The sequence below is a fragment of the Microbacterium sp. ER1 genome (assembly GCF_023383675.1).
GTDB lineage: Bacteria > Actinomycetota > Actinomycetes > Actinomycetales > Microbacteriaceae > Microbacterium.
Genome location: NZ_QCXO01000135.1, coordinates 51,659 through 70,471 on the forward strand (window position 1 = coordinate 51,659; position 18,813 = coordinate 70,471).

The window sequence follows — 18,813 nt, forward strand, 5'->3', positions numbered from 1 at the left end:
GAGGGCGTGCACCCCCCGCCGGGAACGATACGCCGCTGTCGCCTCCCAGAGAAGAGCGTGCGGCGCCCGGTGCTCCTGGCAGGCGTACGATCGAGGGATGACCGAATCGAAGCAGGAGAGCACCGGGCAGGACGCGCCGCTCGGGCTGCAGCCGCTGCCGGGCGCGATCGAGCTGCTCGACGGCGGTGCCGCCGGCTACTGCAGCAACGGCGTCTGCCACATCCCCGCCCCGAAGGAGCGGTGAGCAGCAGACGCCGTCGGTGTCTCTGCGCGGTCAGTGACCGCCGTGCGCCGCGTCGCCGATGTCGTCGGCGGGCTTGCGCACCAGCGGGCTGAGCGCGACCGCGGCGAGCGAGATGATCGCCGCGATGAGGAAAGCCGTCCGCGCACCGGGAGCACCCGCCACCGCCCGCGACAGGCCCTCGTCCTCGCCGGCGTGCAGGATGGCCGAGTACGTGACCGTGAGCAGCGCGACGCCGGCCGCGCCGCCGACCTGCTGCAGCGTGTTCAGCACGGCCGAGCCGTGCGAGTACAGCGAACGGTGCAGCGACCCCAGCGACGAGGAGAAGAGGGGCGTGAACGACATCGCGAGGCCGACCGACATGGCCGCCTGCACGATGATCAGCAGCCACCACACGGTGTGCTCGCCGACCGTCGAGTAGAAGAAGAGCGACGCCGAGACGAGGATCGTCCCGGGGATGAGCAGCGGTCGGGTGCCCTTCGCGTCGTACACGCGACCCATGATCGGTCCGAGGAGACCCATCAGCACCGAACCGGGGAGCAGGATGAGGCCCGACTCCAGAGCGCTGAGTCCGGCGACGTTCTGCAGGTACTGCGGCAGCAGCGTGAGCGTGCCGAACATCGACAGCGCCAGGATCGTCATGATGATGACGGCCAGCGAGAAGTTCGCCGAACGGAACACGCGCAGGTCGAGCAGCGCGTCGTCCACCCGCTGCAGCACGAGCTGGCGCCAGACGAAGAGGGCGAGCGCGACGGCGCCGACGACCAGGGCGATGACGCCGGTCGTGCCGCCCGCACCGCCTTCGCCGCCGAACTGGCTGAGGCCGAAGACGATGCCGCCGAAACCGAGCGCCGCGAGCGGGATGGACAGCACGTCGAGCGGAGCCTTGCGGGTCTCGCCGAGGTTCGTCATCCACTTCGCGCCCATGCCGAGCGAGATCAGGGCGATGGGCAGCACGATCGCGAACAGCGCACGCCAGTTGAACGCGTCCAGCACGGCGCCCGCGAGCGTCGGGCCGATGGCGGGCGCGAGCGAGATGACGAGGCCGACGCGGCCCATCATGCGGCCGCGCGACTGCGCGGGCACGACGTTCATGATCGTCGTCATCAGCAGCGGCATCATGATGCCGGTGCCGGCGGCCTGGATCACGCGACCCACGAGCAGCACGGAGAACCCGGGCGCGACGAGCGCCACGAGCGTGCCGAGCGAGAAGGCCGTCATCGCGGCGATGAAGACCTGTCGCGTCGTGAAGCGCTGCAGGATGAAGCCGGTGGTCGGGATGACCACCGCCATGGTGAGCATGAACGCGCTCGTCAGCCACTGCCCGAGCTCGGGCGGGATGCCGAGATCGGTGTTCAGGTGCGGGATCGCGATGCCCATCGTCGTCTCGTTGAGGATGGCGACGAAGGCGGCGACGAGCAGCAGCCAGATGACCCGCATGTCCTTGCGGGGGATGCCCCCGCTCGATGCGGGGGGCGTCGTGATGGAGCCGGTATCGACGGCAGACATGGGCGGCCTCCAGGGCATCGGAGAGAAGAGGAAGGTGCGAGAGTTCGCGAGAGTCATTCAGCGTAACGGGTCGGACGGACATTTCATTCCGAAATCTGGGATATCGCTGAACGCCGAGACAGCGGAGCCGGTGTCCTGGGGGGTGAGTACGCTGGCGCCATGAGCATGGGCGGGATGGGCGGTGGTCCGCGGGGCGGTTTCCGCGGCGTGGACGAGGACGCCCAGCGTCGGCTCAACGCGGAGGCTCCGAAGATCGACGGACTCGGCACCCGGGTCGTCGCCCTGTTCAGCGCCTACCGGTGGCGCATCCTCTTCACCGGTGTCCTCGTGGTGCTCGGCGCGGGCATCGCGGTCATCCCGCCGCTCCTCGTGCAGCGCATCTTCGACGACGCGCTGTTCCCCGTCGACGGCGGCGGCCCCCACCTCTCGCTGCTCGGCGTGCTCGTCGGCGCGATGGTCGGCCTCTTCCTCTTCTCGGCGGTCCTCGGCGTCGCACAGACCTGGCTCACGGCCACGGTCGGCAACAGCGTCACGGGCGATCTCCGGGTGCGGCTGTTCGAGCACCTGCAGGCCATGGAGCTCGGCTTCTTCACCCGCACGAAGACCGGCGTGATCCAGTCCCGGCTGCAGAACGACGTCGGCGGCGTCTCGGGCGTGCTGACGAACACGGTCACCAGCATCCTCGGCAACGCGGTCACGGTGATCGCCTCACTCGTAGCGATGATCCTCATCGACTGGCGCCTCACCCTCATCGCCGTCGTGCTCATGCCGTTCCTCGTGCTCGTGCAGCGACGCGTGGGACAGGTGCGCGCCCGCATCGCGGGGGAGACCCAGGAGTCGCTGTCCGAGCTGACCTCCATCACCCAGGAGACCCTGAGCGTCTCGGGCATGCTGCTGTCCAAGGCGTTCAACCGCCAGCGCACCGAGTCCGAGCGCTATCAGCAGGAGAACCGCAACCAGGTGCGCCTCCAGGTGCGGCGGGCGATGAGCGGTCAGGGCTTCTTCGCGGTCGTCCAGGTCATCATGGCCAGCGTCCCCGCCGTCATCTACCTCGTCTCCGGATACCTCATCGCGGGCGGCACGGGAGCGATCACCGCGGGGACGATCGTGGCCTTCACGACGGTCCAGGCGCGGCTGCTCATGCCGCTCATGGGTCTCATGCGGGTCTCGCTCGACCTGCAGACCTCGTCGGCGCTGTTCGCCCGCATCTTCGAGTACCTGGACCTCGTGCCCGAGATCACCGACGCCCCCGATGCGATCGCCGTGGCGCAGGCCCCCGGGCCGCGTGGACGCATCGAGTTCCAGGACGTCGTGTTCCGGTATCCGGATGCCGCGGCCGACTCGCGTCCCACCCTGCACGGGGTCTCCTTCGTGGCCGAGCCCGGGCAGCACGTCGCCTTCGTCGGCCCCTCCGGCGCGGGCAAGACGACGATCCTGTACCTCGCACCGCGCCTGTACGAGGCCAAGGGCGGCGCGGTGCTGTTCGCGGGGGCCGACGTGCGCACCCTCACGCAGGAGTCGATCATCGACGACGTGGGCATCGTCTCTCAGGAGACCTACCTGTTCCACGCGACCATCCGGGAGAACCTCCGCTACGCGAAGCCCGACGCGACGGACGAGGAGCTGGTCGCCGCCTGCACCGCGGCCAACATCCACCACATCATCGCGGGCTTCGAGAAGGGCTACGACACGGTCGTGGGGGAGCGCGGGTACCGGCTCTCCGGTGGCGAGAAGCAGCGCATCGCGATCGCCCGTGTGCTGCTGAAGGACCCGCCGGTGCTCCTGCTCGACGAGGCGACCTCCGCCCTGGACACCGTGTCCGAGCGCGTGGTGCAGGAGGCCCTCGACGAGGCGGCCAAGGGGCGCACGACCCTGTCGATCGCGCACCGCCTGTCGACGGTCATGGGGGCGGACGTCATCCATGTGCTGGAGGCCGGGCGCATCGTGGAATCCGGCACCCACGCCGAGCTGCTCGCGCAGGGCGGCCTCTACGCCGAGCTGGCGGCGCAGCAGGTGGCCGCGTCGCGCGTGCTCGACGCGGAGATCGAAGCGGAGGCCGAGGAGGAGGCGGCGATCCGGGGCGGTGTCGAGGAGGGCGTCGAGGCCGGCCTCGCCGCGCGCCGTGCGGATCGCGAGCCGGAGGATTCCGCCGCCGCCGATGCCGTCGTGGCGCTGACGACGGGCGTCCCGCTGCCGACAGCATCGAGCACCGAGGCCCGGCCGCGCCCGACCGACGGGTGACGACCGCGAGGGTCAGTGCACGGAGAGCCCGCCGTCGATGAACAGCGACTGGCCGGTGACGTAGGCCGAACCCGGACCGGCGAGGAAGACCGCTGCCGCGGCGAAGTCCTCGGGAAGACCGTTGCGTCCGATCATCGTCCGGGCCGCGAGGGCCGCGATCGTCGCGGGATCCTCCTGCAGGCGGGCGTTCAGGGGTGTGAGGACGAATCCCGGGACGAGGGAGTTGCTCGTCACACCGGTGCCGCCCCAGGCCTCGGCCTCCGAGCGCATGAGCGACTCGACCGCGCCCTTGGAGGCGCCGTACACCCCGCTGCCCACGAACGCGCGGTGCGCCTGCTGGGAGCTGATGTGGATGAGTCGCCCGAACCCGCGCGCTGCCATGCCCTGCGCCCAGCGCTGACCGAGGAGGAACGGGGCGAGCGCATTGACGGTCATCGTCGCGTCCCAATCCGCCTCGGTGATCTCGGCGTAGGGCGGACGGATGTTGATGCCGGCGGAGTTGACGAGGATGTCCGGCTCGCCGAAGGGGATGGCCGCGGCCTCCGCGACCGCATGGATGCCGTCGCGCGTGCTCAGATCGCCGACCACGCCCGCGGCCCGGCACCCCTGCGCGTTCAGCTCCTCGACGGTCTCGGCGATGCGCTCCGCACCGCGGGCGACGATCACCGTGGCCGCGCCGGCCCGGGCGAGCGCCGTCGCGATGCCGCGGCCGATGCCCGAGCTGCCGCCGGTCACGACCGCGGTGCGGCCGTCGAGCGCGAAGAGCGAGGAGAGGTAGTCGGTCATGCGGGGGTCCTTCCGGCGGGGCTCACCACGCGAGGGCGTCGGCGAGGGTGGGGTCGGGGCGGGCGTCGGCGAACTCGGGAAGGGCACGCAGCTCGGCCAGGAACGCGGAGACCTCCGCCGCGTAGGCGGGATCGGGATGGGTGTCCGCGATCTCCCGGAGCGGAGCGACGTCCATCGCGAGGATGAGGTCGAGCCGGGCGGTCACGGCGGCGTGCGCGCCCGCCTCCTGCAGGACGCGGATGCCGCCGCGGAGCGCGGCGAGGTAGTCGCGGAGCACGGGGAGCTGCGCCTTGCTCTGGGTGATCGAGGTGCCGTCCGCTCGGACGCGCCAGCGCACCACGACGTCCGGCAGCACGTCGAAGGCGCGCGCCCGGGTGTACATCGTCTGCGCGACGACCTGGTCCTCGTAGGCCACCCCTTCGGGGAACCGCAGGTCGGACCACATCTCCGTGCGGCTCACCTTGGACCACGCGACGATGTTCGACACGGCCTGCGGGTGCTCCGCCAGAGTGGTGCCGAGGCGGGCCGGAGAGGTCGCCGCGGCCACCCACGGCTGCACGCGGCCGGGCACGTATCCTCGCCCCCGGGGACGCAGCCGCACGTAGGCGCCGGCGGCGAAGTCGCTCCCCGTGCGCTCGAGCGTGCCCACGAGCGTCGCCAGCGCGTCCGGCATCAGCTCGTCATCCGCGTCGAGGAAGCCCGTGAAGGGCGTGTCGACCCGTGTGAGGCCGACATTGCGCGCGGCGCCGAGCCCGACGGAAGTCTCATGCCGCACCACGGTGAAGCGGGCATCCCTCGTGGCGGCGTCGGTGAAGATCGCTCCCGTGTCGTCGGTGGAGCCGTCGTCGATGAGGATGGCCCGCCACCGCTCGTCCGTCTGCGCGCGGAGGGAGTCGAGGGCGGCGGGGGCGAACGCGGCGATGTCGCGTCCTGGCACGATCAGCGTCACGATCGGGGTGGGGGCGGTCACTCCGCCGAGTCTAGAGCCGTCCGTCAGCCGCGGACCGCGGCGACCGCCTCCGCGACCAGTGCGGCGAGGCGCTCGGGAGCGTCCGCCGGGAGCGCCGTGCGCCCGAAGGTGAACCGCATGGCCGTCTGGGCGACCTCCGGGCTGATGCCGCAGGCGAGCAGCACGGGGGAGGGCTCGTCGCTGCCGGCCGCGCAGGCGGAGCCGCTGGACGAGATCACCCCGCGGCGCTCCAGCTCCAACAGCACCGCCTCGCCGCTCACACCCGCGATCGTGAAGCTCGCCGTCGCGGGGAGCCGATGCACGGGATGCCCGGTCAGCGTCGCGTCGGGCACCCGCCGGGTCACCTCGGCGATGAAGCGCGCCGTGGCCTCTGCCGCTCGGGCCGCAGCGGCCGCGCGCTCCTGCTCCGCGAGCTCGAGCGCCGTCGCCAGGCCGACCGCTCCGGCGACGTCCACCGTGCCGGACCGCCGTCCGCGCTCCTGGCCGCCACCGTGCAGGAGCGGCTCCAGAGGGAGGCGTCCGCGGACGACGAGCGCCCCGGTCCCTTTGGGAGCGCCGAGCTTGTGCCCGGCGACCGACACGGCGTCGGCATCCAGATCGTGCAGGGGCAGCCAGCCGGCCGACTGCACGGCGTCGACGTGGAGGGGCACGCGGCGGGCGCGGACGACCTCGCGGAGCGCGGCAATGTCCTGGACGGTGCCGATCTCGTTGTTCGCGTGTCCGACGGACACGACGGCCGTGTCGTCGGTGAGCACCGTGTCGAGGGCGTCCGGCCCGATCCGCCCGGTCCCGTCCACCGCGGGCATCGCGACCGTCACCCCGTGGAACCGCGCGAGGTACGCCGCCGACTCCCGGATCGACTCGTGCTCGATGGGCGACACCACGACGCGCCGCCGCCCGGAGGCGAGCGCTGCCAGCGTGATCCCCTTCACGGCGAGGTTGTTCGCCTCCGTGCCGCCGCCGGTGAAGACGACGTCGCCCACCCGCGCCCCGAAGACGCGGGCGACCCTGGTGCGGGCGTCCTCCAGCGCCCGCGCCGCCGTCTCGCCCGCGGTGTGGTGGCTGGCGGGGTTGCCGAATACCGCGGTGAGGTAGGGCTCCATGGCCGCTCGCACCTCGGGGCGTACCGGCGAGGTCGCGGCGTGATCGAGGTACAGCACGGACTCAATCGATCCGGAGGTCGAGTCCGAGATCCAGCGCCCGCGCGGAGTGCGTGAGGGCTCCGACCGAGATCACATCCACCCCGGTCTCGGCGATGGCGCGGACGGTGGTCAGGTCGACGCCGCCCGAGGCCTCCACGGTGGCGCGCTCGCCGATGAGGGCCACCCCGGCGCGCAGGTCCTCGAGGGAGAAGTTGTCCAGCAGCACCGTGTGGGCACCGCCGTCGAGCACCACCGGGATCTGGTCGAGACGGTCGACCTCGACGACGACGTGGGCCGTGTGCGGCAGCCGTGAGAGCGCCTCGCGAAGAGCCGTCGCGAGGTCGAGCCCGGACCGCTGGAGCACCGCGAGGTGGTTGTCCTTCGCCATGACCGCGTCGGAGAGGGAGTATCGGTGGTTGCGGCCGCCGCCGGACACCACGGCGTGCCGCTCGAACGCCCGCAGTCCTGGCGTCGTCTTGCGGGTGTCGGCGATGCGCGCCCGCGTTCCCTCGACTTCGCTGACGTAGGCGGCGGTGAGGGTCGAGATGCCCGACATCCGCTGCACGAGGTTCAGGGCGACGCGCTCGGCCGTGAGGACCGCGCGGGCCGGTCCGGTCACGGTGGCCAGCACGTCGGAGGCGGTGAAGGCATCGCCGTCGCCCACGTGCAGGTCGACCGTGACGTCGGGATCGGTGAGGAGGAACGCGGTGGCGAAGGCCTCGCCGCCGCTGAAGACCCCGTCCTCGCGGGCGACGAGGTCGGCCGTGGCCATCGTCTCCGCGGGGAGCAGGGTGGTGCTGGTGAGGTCGCCCCAGGGGGCGTCCTCCTCCAGCGCGGCTCCGACGACGCGGTGCAGGGTGGCGCGGGTGAGCATCAGGCGGTCTCCAGGATCGGTGCGTGTGCCGCGGTCGGCGCGGCGGGGGCGTGGTCGTCGCGGTGGTGGGCGCCGACCGAGACGGGGCGGGCCAGGGCGGCGCGGATGGCGGCCTCGGCGACCCGCAGCAGGTTCCTGTCCTCGTGCGAGCGGACGTCGGACGCGGGCGGCATCCCGACGGCCCACGCGCACACGGTCCGGAGGGCGCGCTGCAGTCCGGAGCCCGTCCGGTGCAGACCGACCTCGTCCCACAGCAGCCGCTGCAGCGCCGCGCGGTCGAACGGGGGAAGGGGCTCCGGTGGCGCAAGGGCGTCTTCCCTGGTCGTCGCCGGCGGGGAGGGGAGGCGGTCGACCACGGGAGGCCACGATCCGTCCAGCGCGGCGGCGGCCCTGGCCCCGAACACGGCCCCTTCGAGGAGCGAGTTGGAGGCGAGCCGGTTCGCCCCGTGCACCCCGGTGCGGGCGGTCTCACCGACGGCGTACAGCCCCGGGATCGTGCTCCGTCCGTGCCGGTCGGTGACGACGCCGCCCATGAGGTAGTGCGCGGCGGGGGTCACCGGCAGGGTCTCCGTGGACCAGTCGAAACCGCGAGCGCGCGTCACCCTGTCGATGGTCGGGAAGCGGCGGGCGAGCGCGTCCGCCCCCAGGGCCGTCGCATCGAGGTGCACGGGCGCCCCCTGCCGGGCGGCCTGCCGGGCGATGGCCCGCGCGACGACATCCCTCGGCGCGAGCTCGCCGTCGGGGTGGCTGTCGAACACGAACCGTCGCCCGTCCTGGTCGCGGAGCACGGCGCCCTCGCCGCGGACGGCTTCGGAGAGCAGGAAGACCGGGCTGCCCGGAAGCGCGGTCGGGTGGAACTGCACGAACTCCAGGTCGGCGACGGCGGCGCCGGCGCGCAGGGCCGCCGCGATGCCGTCGCCGGTCGTCTCCGCCGGGTTCGTCGTGTGCGCGTAGAGCTGCCCCGCCCCGCCCGTCGCGAGGATCACGGCGTCGGCGCGGATCTCGGCCGTGTCCCCGTCGCGGAGGACCGTGATCCCGCGGACCCGTCCCTCCTCGACGACGAGGTCGAGGAGCATCGTCCCCTCGCAGACGGCGATGGGCCCGCGACGCACCGCTGCGCACAGCGCCGCGGAGATCGCGGCTCCGGTGGCGTCGCCTCCGGCGTGCAGGATGCGGGCATGGGTGTGCGCCGCCTCGCGCCCGCGGGCGAGTGCGCCGCCCGGAGTCCGCTCGAAGGCGACGCCGCGGGCGAGGAGCTCGGCGATCCGGGCCGCGCCGTCCGCCACGAGCGCGTCGACCGCGACCGGATCGCACAGACCCCCTCCGGCGCGGATCGTGTCGGCGGCATGGGCGTCAGCACTGTCGCCGGGCCCGTAGCTGCCGGCTACGCCGCCTTGCGCGAGAGGCGTGCATCCGCCCCCGAGGCCGCCCTTCGTCACGACGGTCACCGTGTGCCCGGCCTCGTGAGCGTGCAGCGCGGCGGTGAGCCCGGCGATACCGGAGCCGACGACGACGACGTTCATCGTGCCCCGGCGGCCACCGGCGGCTTGGCGGCCAGCATCCGCTCGAGCGCGAGGCGAGCCGGATCGGCGACATCGGGGGAGACCGTGATGCGGTTCGGTGTGCGTCCGGCGACCAGCTCCTCCAGGACCCACGCGAGGTAGCCCGGATGGATGCGGTACATGGTGGAGCACGGGCACACGACCGGGTCGAGGCAGAAGATCCGGTGCTGCGGGTACTGTGCGGCCAGGCGGCGCACGAGGTTGATCTCGGTCCCCACCGCGAACGTCGTCGGCTCCGTAGCCTCGGCGATGGCGCGGCGGATGTACTCCGTGGAACCGGCCTCGTCGGCCGCGTCGACGACCTCCATCGGGCACTCCGGGTGCACGATCACGCGGACCCCCGGGTGCTCCGCGCGGGCCTGGTCGATCTGCGCCACGGTGAAGCGCCGGTGCACGGAGCAGAAGCCGTGCCAGAGGATCACCTGCGCGTCGACGAGCTCCTCCGCGGTGGAGCCGCCGAGCGCTCGCCGCGGGTTCCACATCGGCATCCGGTCGAGGGGCACCCCCATGGCCTTCGCGGTGTTCCGGCCGAGGTGCTGGTCGGGGAAGAAGAGCACGCGGCGGCCGCGGGCGAACGCCCACTCCAGCACCGTGGCGGCGTTGGACGAGGTGCACACGATGCCGCCGTGTCGCCCGACGAAGCCCTTGATCGCCGCCGAGGAGTTCATGTAGGTGACGGGGATCACCGGCACGCGGCCGTCGGCGTCCGGGGTGTCGAGGTCTCCCAGCACATCGGCGAGCTGCTCCCAGCACTCCTCCACCTGGTCGATGTCGGCCATATCCGCCATCGAGCACCCTGCGGCGAGGTTCGGCAGGATCACCGCCTGGTCGGGACGCGAGAGGAGGTCGGCGGTCTCGGCCATGAAGTGCACGCCGCAGAAGACGATCGCCTCCGCGTCCGGCCGCATCGTGGCGGCGGTGGCGAGCTGGAACGAATCGCCCACCTCGTCGGCGTGCGTCACGACCTCCTCGCGCTGATAGAAGTGCCCGAGGATCACCACGCGATCTCCGAGCGCGGCTTTCGCCGCCTCGATGCGTCGGTGGAGCTCCGCCTCGCCGGCCTCGCGGTAGGCCGCGGGGAGCTCTCCCTGCCGGGGAGCCCCGGTGGGGATGACATCGCCCATGGAGGAGCCGGGGCCGTAGCCGGGACGTGTGTCGAAGTCCCAGGGGCCGACGGCGAGGTCGGTCGTGCAGGTGGTGTCGGTGGAGACCCCGCCGACGATGGCCTGGATGGCGTGGTCGACGGACGGATCCGACGACGGGACGGCGGGCATCGGGACGAAGGTGGTGCTCATCGGGTTCTCGTTTCCTCCGGGCGGAGCGGACCGCGGTCGGCCAGCTCGAGATCGGTGTCGTCGCGGTACAGGCGGGCCGGGCGGTGACTGCCCGTCCGGAAGCGGTCGGTGCGGGTCAGGTTGCCGGCGGATTCGACCTGCCGTCGGAAGTTCGCGGGATCGAGTGCGCGCCCCAGGATCGACTCGTAGGCCTCCCGGAGCTCGGCGAGCGTGAACTCGGCGGGCAGGAAGCCCTGGGCCACGCGGCTGTACCCGACCTTGTTCCGCAGGCGCCAGAGCGCGTACTCGATGATCTCGTGATGATCGAAGGCGAGCGCCGGCAGATCGTCGACATCGAACCACTCCACGTTCTCCGGCGCGCGGCCCGATGCCCGGTGCGCGGTGATCTGGGCTTCGACGTCGTCCTGACGCAGCAGCGCCCAGTACACGATCGAGACGACCCGCGTGGGGGAGCGGTCGACGGCGCCGAAGGCGTAGAGCTGTTCGAGGTAGGTGGGCGCGAGGCCGGTCGTCTCGGCGAGCGTGCGGGCGGCGGCGTCGACCGGCGACTCCTCGGGGGTGAGCCACCCGCCGGGGAGCGCCCACCGCTCGGCGAACGGCTCGCGGGTGCGGCGGACGAGGGGGAGCGCGAGCACGGGCGGACCGTCGTCACCGCGGCGCAGCGTGAGGATGACCGTCGAGACGGCGACGCCGATGTCCGCACTTCGAGTCATAGGTACCTTAACCTCCGGATTCGATCTTAGTGTCATCGAGACCTTTAGTGCGCGCCTATGACGAGGGAAGACGTCGAGTCCGAAACGTTATCTCCTGCCCGCGGGAAGGCTTGTCCCCCCGGGATGGGTTTGTTAGGTTACTGTCCTAACAAACCCCTTCGAGGGCGGCCGCAGGCCACCTCCCGGGGTTCCCGTGAACCCCGCCCGGGGTTCGGCTCCAACCGGAGAATCCCTCCTGCAGTGCAGCACCGAGAGGAAATGAAGAATGATCCGTAACGGAAAGCGCAAGATCGCGCTCACGGCGGTCGCGGGGGCCTCGGTCCTCGCCCTGGGCCTGACGGCCTGCGGCAGCGGTGGAGGCGGCGACGACGGCGGCAACGCCGACGGCGACCGCGCGCTCCGCGTCTGGGCAGGAAGCCAGACGCCGATCACCGCGAACTACAACCCGTTCGCACCCACCGTGCTCCACGGTGCGCTCGGCCCCATCTACGAGCCGCTGTTCTTCTACAACAAGACGCAGGACGCCGAGCCCGTCGGCCTGATCGGCGACTCGTTCGAGTACAACGAGGACGGCACCCAGATCACGGTGAAGATCAAGCCCGACCTGAAGTGGAGCGACGGCGAGCCGCTCACCGCCGACGACGTCGTCTTCTCCTTCACGTACGAGGCCAACAACCCCGAGGGCAACGGACTCGTCTCGGCCGAGGCGACCGACGACACGACCGTCGTCCTCACCTACGCCACCGCCCAGTACACGACCGAGTTCCAGCGGATGGGGTCGAGCTACATCCTCCCGGAGCACATCTGGAAGGACGTCACCGACTTCGCGAACTTCGCGAACGAAGATCCCGTCGGCTCCGGTCCGTACGTCGTGGACAAGACCACGAGCGAGTCCTACACGCTGGTCGCGAATGAGAACTACCGCGGCGCCGACGAGCTCGCGGTCAAGAAGGTTCAGTACATCGCGGTCGACAACAACCAGACCGCGCAGGACCTGCTCGCCGCCGGCAAGCTCGACTGGACCGGCATGTTCATCCCGAACCCGGACGACGTCACGGGCAACGGCAAGATCGAGTGGATCAACACCCCGCAGGACCCGACCGTCCTCTACACCTGCTCGAACGCCGAGCTCGGCTGCACGGGCCCGCAGACCGACGTCGCGGTGCGCCAGGCGCTGAACGTCGCCATCGACCGCGCCACCATCAAGGACAAGGCGTTCGTCGGCCTGACCGGCGACATCTCGCCCGCGTACACGCTGCTGCCGCGCGACGAGAAGTGGCTCGCCGACCCGGCCAACGAGGTCAGCCCGCAGGAGGCGGACGCCGCAGAGGCCGGGGAGATCCTCGAGGCCGCCGGCTACACCAAGGGCTCCTCCGGGATCTACGAGAAGGACGGCGCTCCGGTCGAGCTCAGCCTGATCTCGGTCGACGGCTGGACCGACTACAACGACGCCGCGAAGCTCATCGCCGAGCAGGCCGAGGCCGCGGGCATCAAGGTGACCGCGTCGACCGTGCAGTGGCAGGAGTTCTCCGACGCTCGACAGGGTGGCGACTTCCAGCTCATCGTCGGCGGAGTCGTCGGCACGTCGGTCGCCGACCCGTTCCAGATCTACCGTGACTGGTTCGGCGGCACCGAGGTCGAGTCCACCAGCCCCGTCGGCACGGAGATCCCGGCCGGTCGCTGGAACTTCAGCCGCTACAGCAACCCGACGGTGGATGCCGCCATCCAGTCCGCGATCAGCACGAACGACGAAGCGGAGAAGAAGGAGCTGTACGGCACGATCCAGTCCGAGATCGTGCGCGACCTGCCGTACATCCCGCTCGTGATCAACGCGACGCAGACCTTCTACAACACGAAGGACTACACGGGCTGGCCGACGGAGGAAGACCTCTACGCCTTCCCGCCGTCCTGGGGTGCGATCGCGGCCGGCTACGTGCTGACGCAGATCAAGCCCGCCGGCTGAGTCGATGAGTCGGGGAAGTAGGAAGTCAGGACAGGTGACATGAAGTTCTATGCACGAAGGATCGGGTTCTACGCGTTCACGCTGTGGGCCGCGATCTCCATCAACTTCCTGCTTCCCCGGCTCATGCCGGGGGACCCCGCCGACATCATGATCGCCAAGATGCAGCGGGCCGGCGGAGAGGTCTCCGAGACCACCATCCGCAACATCAAGCTCCTGCTCGGCGGAGACGACTCGTCTCTCTGGGAGCAGTACCTCGCCTACTGGGGGCGCATGTTCCAGGGCGATCTGGGCGTGTCGGTGACGAAGTTCCCCACTCCGGTCACGGAGCTCATCGCGGGTGCTCTCCCGTGGACGCTGGTGCTCGTCGGAACCGCGACGGTGATCTCGTTCGTGCTCGGCGTCGTGCTCGGTGCGTGGGCCGGCTGGAAGCGCGGCACCTGGGTCGACCATCTCATCCCCGCGACCACCGTGCTGCAGTCCATCCCGTACTTCTGGCTGGCGCTCATCCTCGTGGCGGTCTTCGCCGTGGGCCTGGGCTGGTTCCCCATCTTCGGCGGCTACGACGTCTTCGACTTCCCGGACGGCCCGGAGCCGACCTGGGCGTTCTTCTCGGATGCCGTCGCGCACTCGATCCTCCCGGCGATCACGATCGTGATCAGCTCGGTGGGCGGCTGGATGTTCGGCATGCGCAACATGATGGTCTCCACGCTCGCCGAGGACTACGTCCTCACCGCCGAGGCGAAGGGACTGCGGCCGCGACGCATCATGACGACGTACGCCGCGCGCAACGCGGCCATCCCGTCGATCGCGGGCTTCTCGATCACGCTCGGGTTCGTCGTCGCCGGCTCCATCGTCATGGAGCAGGTGTTCACCTATCCGGGCGTCGGCAAGCTCATGTTCCAGGCCGTCACCAACAACGACTACGCGCTGATGCAGGGGCTGTTCCTCGTGATCACCCTCACGGTGCTCGTCGCCAACTTCTTCATGGACCTCGTCTATGGCTTCATCGACCCGAGGGCTCGCCAGAATGTCTGACACGAAGAACCCGCTCCTCGTGGAGGAGCCTCCCACCGTCGCCCCCGAGGGCACCGTCGCCCTGGCTACGCAGCGTCAGGAGCGCCGGCGCCGCCGGATCCTGCCCAGCACGTCGCCGAAGTTCATCGTCGGCTCCGTGCTCGTGCTCGCCATCGTGCTCTTCGCGATCATCGCGCCGTTCTTCACGCAGAACCCGCGCAGCACGGACAACCCCGCTCTCGCCGCGCCGTCGGCGGAGCACTGGCTCGGCACGACCAAGCTCGGCAACGACGTGTTCGCGCAGCTCGCCGTCGGCGCGCAGGGGTCGCTGCTCATCGGCGTGACGGCCGGCGGCATCGCCATCGTGCTGTCCCTCCTCTTCGGCGTCCTGGCCGGGTACCTCGGCGGCTGGCGGGAGGACGTCCTCGCTCTCCTGACCAACGTCATGATCGTCATCCCCGGACTGCCGCTGGTCATGGTGATCGCGTCGTTCGTGCCGCAGCGCAGCTGGCAGCTCGTGGCCTTCGTCCTCGGCATCACCTCGTGGGCCGGCGCGGCGTACGTGCTGCGGCTGCAGACCCGCTCGCTCCGCACCCGTGACTACGTGTACGCCTCGAAGGTGGCGGGGGAGAAGTCCCTCCGGGTGATCCTCGTCGAGATCATGCCGAATCTGCTCCCGCTGCTGACCGCGCAGTTCCTGTTCGCGATCATCTTCGCCATCCTCGGCGAGGCGGGGCTGTCGTACCTCGGCCTCGGTCCGAACTCCTCGATCACCTGGGGCTCGATCCTTAACGACGCCCAGTCCGGTCAGGCCCTCGGCCGCGGTGCCTGGTGGTGGTTCGTGCCGCCGGGCATCATGATCGCGATCCTCGGCGCGGGACTCGCGCTGATCAACTTCGCCATCGACGAGGTCATCAACCCGAAGCTGCGCAACGCGCCCGATGCGGCCCGTCGTCTGCGCAAGGCCGCGAAGGAGAAGGGGGTCACCGCATGAGCGACGCCGTGCTCACCGCCAGGAACGTCTCGATCGAGTACGAGGTCGATCCGCCCGTCAAGGCGGTCCGGGATGTCTCGCTGACCCTCCACCGCGGCGAGATCCTCGGTCTCGCGGGAGAGTCGGGCTGCGGCAAGACCACCCTCGCGTACGGGATGAACCGGCTGCTCAAGGCGCCGGCCCTGATGACCGACGGCGAGATCGTGTTCCACGACCGCGACGGCCATGACATCGACGTCGTCGGACTCGACGGAGACGGGCTGCGCGCATTCCGCTGGGACAAGATCTCGATGGTCTTCCAGGGGGCGATGAACTCCCTCAACCCCGTCATCTCGGTCCGCGCGCAGATCTTCGACATCTTCGACACCCACCGCCCCGGAATGTCGAAGAAGGCCAAGCAGGAGCGCGCCGAGGAGCTGCTCACGCTCGTCGGCGTGGACCCCGGGCGGCTGACGAGCTTCCCGCACGAGCTCTCCGGCGGTATGCGCCAGCGCATGATGATCGCCATGGCGCTGGCGCTCGACCCGCAGGTCATGATCATGGACGAGCCCACCACGGCGCTCGACGTGGTCGTGCAGCGCGGCATCATCCGGGAGATCATGCGCCTGCGCGAGAAGCTCGGCTTCGCGGTCATCTTCATCACACACGACCTGCCCATGCTCATCGAGATCAGCGACCGCATCGCTGTCATGCTGCAGGGCCGGATCGTCGAGCAGGGCACCGCGGCGGAGATCTACCGCAACCCGCAGCACGAGTACACCCAGCGCCTGCTGTCGAGCTTCCCGTCCCTCACGGGCGAGCGGGGCGACTTCGTCCGCAGCGGCGGCGTCAACCAGGAGGTCATCCGATGAGCGTGGACGGGACGAGGCGCGGCGGCACCCTCGAGGCGAGGAACCTCGTGAAGGACTTCCACCTGCGATCGGGGTTCCGCACGAGCGTGCTGCACGCGGTGAAAGACGTGTCGTTCACCTTGGAGGCCGGGCGGACCACGGCTCTCGTCGGCGAGTCCGGGTCGGGCAAGTCCACCATCGCCCGGATGCTGATGAAGCTGGAGACGCCGACCTCGGGCAGCATCCTCCTCGACGGCGAGGAGTCCGGCACGCGGGGGTCGGCCCTCGAGCGCTACCGGTCGGACGTGCAGATGGTCTTCCAGGACCCGTTCGCCTCGCTGAACCCGTTCCACACGGTCGTGCACCACCTGGAGCGTCCGATCCGGCTGCACCACCCCAAGCTCGACAGTCGCGAGGTGCGGGCGCGGGCGATCGAGCTGCTGGAGCGCGTGCGGCTCACTCCGGGCGAGAGCTTCGCCGAACGGCGCCCGCACGAGCTCTCCGGCGGACAGCGGCAGCGTGTGGCGATCGCGCGGGCCCTGGCCCCCGGCGCCCGGTTCATCGTGGCGGACGAGCCGGTGTCGATGCTCGACGTGTCGATCCGGCTCGGCGTGCTCAACCTGCTCGCCGAGCTGCAGCGGGAGGAGAACCTCGGCGTCCTCTACATCACGCACGACCTGGCGACCGCGCGGCACTTCTCCGACGACATCATGGTCCTCTTCCGGGGCGACGTCGTGGAGCGGGGATCGGCCGACGAGGTGATCCTGAACCCGCAGCACGAGTACACCAGGACGCTTCTGGCGGCGGCCCCCGAACCGGAGAACCTCGGCAGGCTCCGCGACGAGGTCAGGGCGGAGCTCGCGCTGGGCTCCTGAGCGGGCGGGGGAGACCGCTAGACTGAACCCACAATCGAAGACAGGCCGAACGACCGACGCGGGAGAGCCCCGGCGCATGCAGCCGGGCACCGAAGGAGCAAGCCTCCCCGCCAATCTCTCAGGTACGCGTACCGCGGAGGTCCGGCCGCTCTGAAAAGCGATCCCGAGCACCGGGGGATCCGCCGACGGTGAAAGCCCTGCGCTCGCGCGGGCGAAGCTCTCAGGCCCATGACAGAGGGGGAGTTCCCAGGGACGACGTCGTCGTCCCGCCCGAACCAGCCCGGGAGAACTCCATGTCCGACCCCCGCTACACCCCGTTGCGCGAGCGCCATGAGGCGCTCGGCGCCTCCTTCACCGATTTCGGCGGCTGGCAGATGCCGGTGCGCTACACGTCCGACCTCGCCGAGCACCACGCGGTGCGGCAGGCAGCGGGCGTCTTCGACATCTCGCACATGGCCGAGTTCACGGTCCGCGGCACCGGCGCGGCGGCCTTCCTCGACTACGCCCTCGCCGGGCGGCTGTCGGCGCTCGCGGTCGGCAAGGCGAAGTACTCCCTGCTGCTGACGGCGGAGGGCGGCATCGTCGACGACGTGATCGTGTACCGGCTGGCCGACGACGACTTCCTCATCATCTCGAACGCGGGCAACCGCGACGCCGTGCGTCGGGCTCTCACCGAGCGGATCGCGGACGCGGACGCGGGCGCCGTGGAGGTCGACGACGTCTCGGACGACTACGCGCTGATCGCCGTGCAGGGCCCGCGGGCCGAGGAGATCCTCGCGGCGACGGCGGGCATCGCCGACGTCAGCATCCCCTGGGCGGAGCAGAAGTACTACGCGTGGGCGACCGCGTCGTTCGCCGGCGAGCCGCTGCTCCTCGCCCGTACCGGCTACACCGGGGAGGACGGCTTCGAGCTCCTCGTCCCGGCCGCCCACGCGACCGCGCTGTGGGACGCCGTCCTCGACGCCGGCGCGCCGCACGGACTCGTCCCCGCCGGCCTCGCCGCGCGCGACACGCTCCGCCTGGAGGCGGGCATGCCGCTGTACGGCCACGAGCTCAGCCTCGACACCGCACCCGCCCAGGCCGGCCTCGGCCGCGTCGTGGTCGTCGCGAAGGACCGTTTCGTCGGCAAGGATGCTCCGGCGCCCGCCGACGATGCCCGCATCCTCGTCGGCCTGACGGCCGAAGGACGACGCGCCGGCCGCGCCGGCTACGCGGTCGTCGACGCCGACGGCACCCCGATCGGAGAGATCACCAGCGGTGCCCTGAGCCCGACGCTCGGCCATCCCATCGCGATGGCGTACGTCGACCCTTCTTCCGCGGAAGAGGGAACCGCAGTATTCCTTGATGTGCGGGGGACCCGCATCCCCGCGACCGTGACCGCCCTGCCTTTCTACCGGAGGACAAAATGACCGACCTCAGCGCACTCCGCTACACCGACGAGCACGAATGGATCGCCGGTGACGGCGACACCGTGACGATCGGCATCACCGACTACGCCGCCGAGAAGCTGGGGGATGTCGTCTTCGTCGAGCTCCCTGCCGTCGGCACCGAGCTGACCGCCGGCTCCGTGGTCGGCGAGATCGAGTCCACGAAGTCGGTCGGGGAGCTCTACGCTCCGGTCGCCGGCACGGTCGTCGAGGTCAACGATGCCGTCGTCGACGACCCTTCGCTCGTCAACGCCGAGCCGTTCGAGGGCGGCTGGCTGCTCAAGGTGTCCGTCGCCGCCGGTGCGCTGGACGGACTGCTGGACCGCGACGCGTACGTCGCACTCACGGAGGGCTGATCCAGACGTGGTTGCATTCGC

The 18,813-nt window shown here is 70.8% G+C and carries 17 protein-coding genes and 1 riboswitch; of the genes, 9 read left to right on the forward strand and 8 right to left on the reverse strand.

Going from position 1 to position 18,813, the window contains the following annotated elements:
• Positions 1-97: 97 nt before the first annotated feature.
• On the forward strand, positions 98-244 hold the full coding sequence (locus BV453_RS09790; RefSeq protein WP_164498172.1) for a hypothetical protein: 147 nt from the start codon (positions 98-100) through the stop codon (positions 242-244).
• A gap of 30 nt (positions 245-274) precedes the next feature.
• On the opposite strand, the gene BV453_RS09795 is transcribed toward BV453_RS09790, so the two are convergent.
• Positions 275-1,750: an MDR family MFS transporter gene (locus tag BV453_RS09795; RefSeq protein ID WP_249521480.1), complete on the reverse strand. Its 1,476-nt coding sequence runs from the start codon at positions 1,748-1,750 to the stop codon at positions 275-277.
• A gap of 165 nt (positions 1,751-1,915) precedes the next feature.
• On the opposite strand from BV453_RS09795, the gene BV453_RS09800 reads away from it, so the two are divergent.
• Positions 1,916-3,991, forward strand: a complete 2,076-nt coding sequence (locus BV453_RS09800) for an ABC transporter ATP-binding protein (protein ID WP_249521544.1) — start codon at positions 1,916-1,918, stop codon at positions 3,989-3,991.
• Positions 3,992-4,003: 12 nt separating this feature from the next.
• On the opposite strand, the gene BV453_RS09805 is transcribed toward BV453_RS09800, so the two are convergent.
• From BV453_RS09805 to BV453_RS09835, 7 genes are read right to left on the reverse strand one after another with little or no spacing between them, the layout of a single operon-like run.
• The gene (locus tag BV453_RS09805; protein ID WP_249521481.1) at positions 4,004-4,777 is read right to left on the reverse strand and encodes an SDR family NAD(P)-dependent oxidoreductase; all 774 of its coding nucleotides are present in this window, start codon (positions 4,775-4,777) and stop codon (positions 4,004-4,006) included.
• A 22-nt stretch (positions 4,778-4,799) separates the two neighbouring features.
• Positions 4,800-5,747 carry a glycosyltransferase family 2 protein gene (locus BV453_RS09810; protein WP_249521482.1) on the reverse strand — a complete coding sequence of 316 codons (948 nt, stop codon included), beginning with the start codon at positions 5,745-5,747 and terminating at the stop codon, positions 4,800-4,802.
• A 23-nt stretch (positions 5,748-5,770) separates the two neighbouring features.
• A complete protein-coding gene (locus BV453_RS09815; RefSeq protein ID WP_249521483.1) occupies positions 5,771-6,907 on the reverse strand; it encodes a cysteine desulfurase family protein in 1,137 nt (378 codons plus the stop codon).
• A 4-nt stretch (positions 6,908-6,911) separates the two neighbouring features.
• Complete coding sequence (gene nadC, locus BV453_RS09820) at positions 6,912-7,763, reverse strand: carboxylating nicotinate-nucleotide diphosphorylase (protein WP_249521484.1); 852 nt, start codon at positions 7,761-7,763, stop codon at positions 6,912-6,914.
• Positions 7,763-9,286: an L-aspartate oxidase gene (nadB, locus tag BV453_RS09825; RefSeq protein WP_249521485.1), complete on the reverse strand. Its 1,524-nt coding sequence runs from the start codon at positions 9,284-9,286 to the stop codon at positions 7,763-7,765. Before nadB ends, nadC begins: the two co-directional genes overlap by 1 nt.
• Complete coding sequence (gene nadA / locus BV453_RS09830; protein ID WP_085606601.1) at positions 9,283-10,620, reverse strand: quinolinate synthase NadA; 1,338 nt, start codon at positions 10,618-10,620, stop codon at positions 9,283-9,285. Before nadA ends, nadB begins: the two co-directional genes overlap by 4 nt.
• On the reverse strand, positions 10,617-11,333 hold the full coding sequence (locus tag BV453_RS09835) for an NUDIX domain-containing protein (protein ID WP_085606599.1): 717 nt from the start codon (positions 11,331-11,333) through the stop codon (positions 10,617-10,619). Before BV453_RS09835 ends, nadA begins: the two co-directional genes overlap by 4 nt.
• 265 nt (positions 11,334-11,598) lie before the next feature.
• Between BV453_RS09835 and BV453_RS09840 the strand changes: the two genes are divergently transcribed.
• The 7 genes from BV453_RS09840 to gcvH all read left to right on the forward strand — a co-directional run bounded on the left by BV453_RS09840 (position 11,599) and on the right by gcvH (position 18,792).
• The gene (locus tag BV453_RS09840; RefSeq protein WP_025102931.1) at positions 11,599-13,296 is read left to right on the forward strand and encodes an ABC transporter substrate-binding protein; all 1,698 of its coding nucleotides are present in this window, start codon (positions 11,599-11,601) and stop codon (positions 13,294-13,296) included.
• A gap of 39 nt (positions 13,297-13,335) precedes the next feature.
• Positions 13,336-14,331, forward strand: a complete 996-nt coding sequence (locus BV453_RS09845; protein ID WP_025102932.1) for an ABC transporter permease — start codon at positions 13,336-13,338, stop codon at positions 14,329-14,331.
• Positions 14,324-15,304, forward strand: a complete 981-nt coding sequence (locus BV453_RS09850) for an ABC transporter permease (RefSeq protein ID WP_025102933.1) — start codon at positions 14,324-14,326, stop codon at positions 15,302-15,304. The genes BV453_RS09845 and BV453_RS09850 overlap by 8 nt, the downstream gene beginning before the upstream one ends.
• The gene (locus BV453_RS09855; protein ID WP_025102934.1) at positions 15,301-16,155 is read left to right on the forward strand and encodes an ABC transporter ATP-binding protein; all 855 of its coding nucleotides are present in this window, start codon (positions 15,301-15,303) and stop codon (positions 16,153-16,155) included. Before BV453_RS09850 ends, BV453_RS09855 begins: the two co-directional genes overlap by 4 nt.
• Positions 16,152-17,009: an ABC transporter ATP-binding protein gene (locus tag BV453_RS09860; protein WP_249521486.1), complete on the forward strand. Its 858-nt coding sequence runs from the start codon at positions 16,152-16,154 to the stop codon at positions 17,007-17,009. The genes BV453_RS09855 and BV453_RS09860 overlap by 4 nt, the downstream gene beginning before the upstream one ends.
• Positions 17,010-17,058: 49 nt before the next feature.
• A riboswitch (glycine riboswitch) is annotated at positions 17,059-17,153 on the forward strand.
• Positions 17,154-17,302: 149 nt separating this feature from the next.
• Positions 17,303-18,418, forward strand: coding sequence for a glycine cleavage system aminomethyltransferase GcvT (gene gcvT / locus BV453_RS09865; protein ID WP_085606589.1), 1,116 nt, complete (start codon positions 17,303-17,305; stop codon positions 18,416-18,418).
• Positions 18,415-18,792, forward strand: a complete 378-nt coding sequence (gcvH, locus tag BV453_RS09870; RefSeq protein WP_025102937.1) for a glycine cleavage system protein GcvH — start codon at positions 18,415-18,417, stop codon at positions 18,790-18,792. Before gcvT ends, gcvH begins: the two co-directional genes overlap by 4 nt.
• Positions 18,793-18,813: the final 21 nt, after the last annotated feature.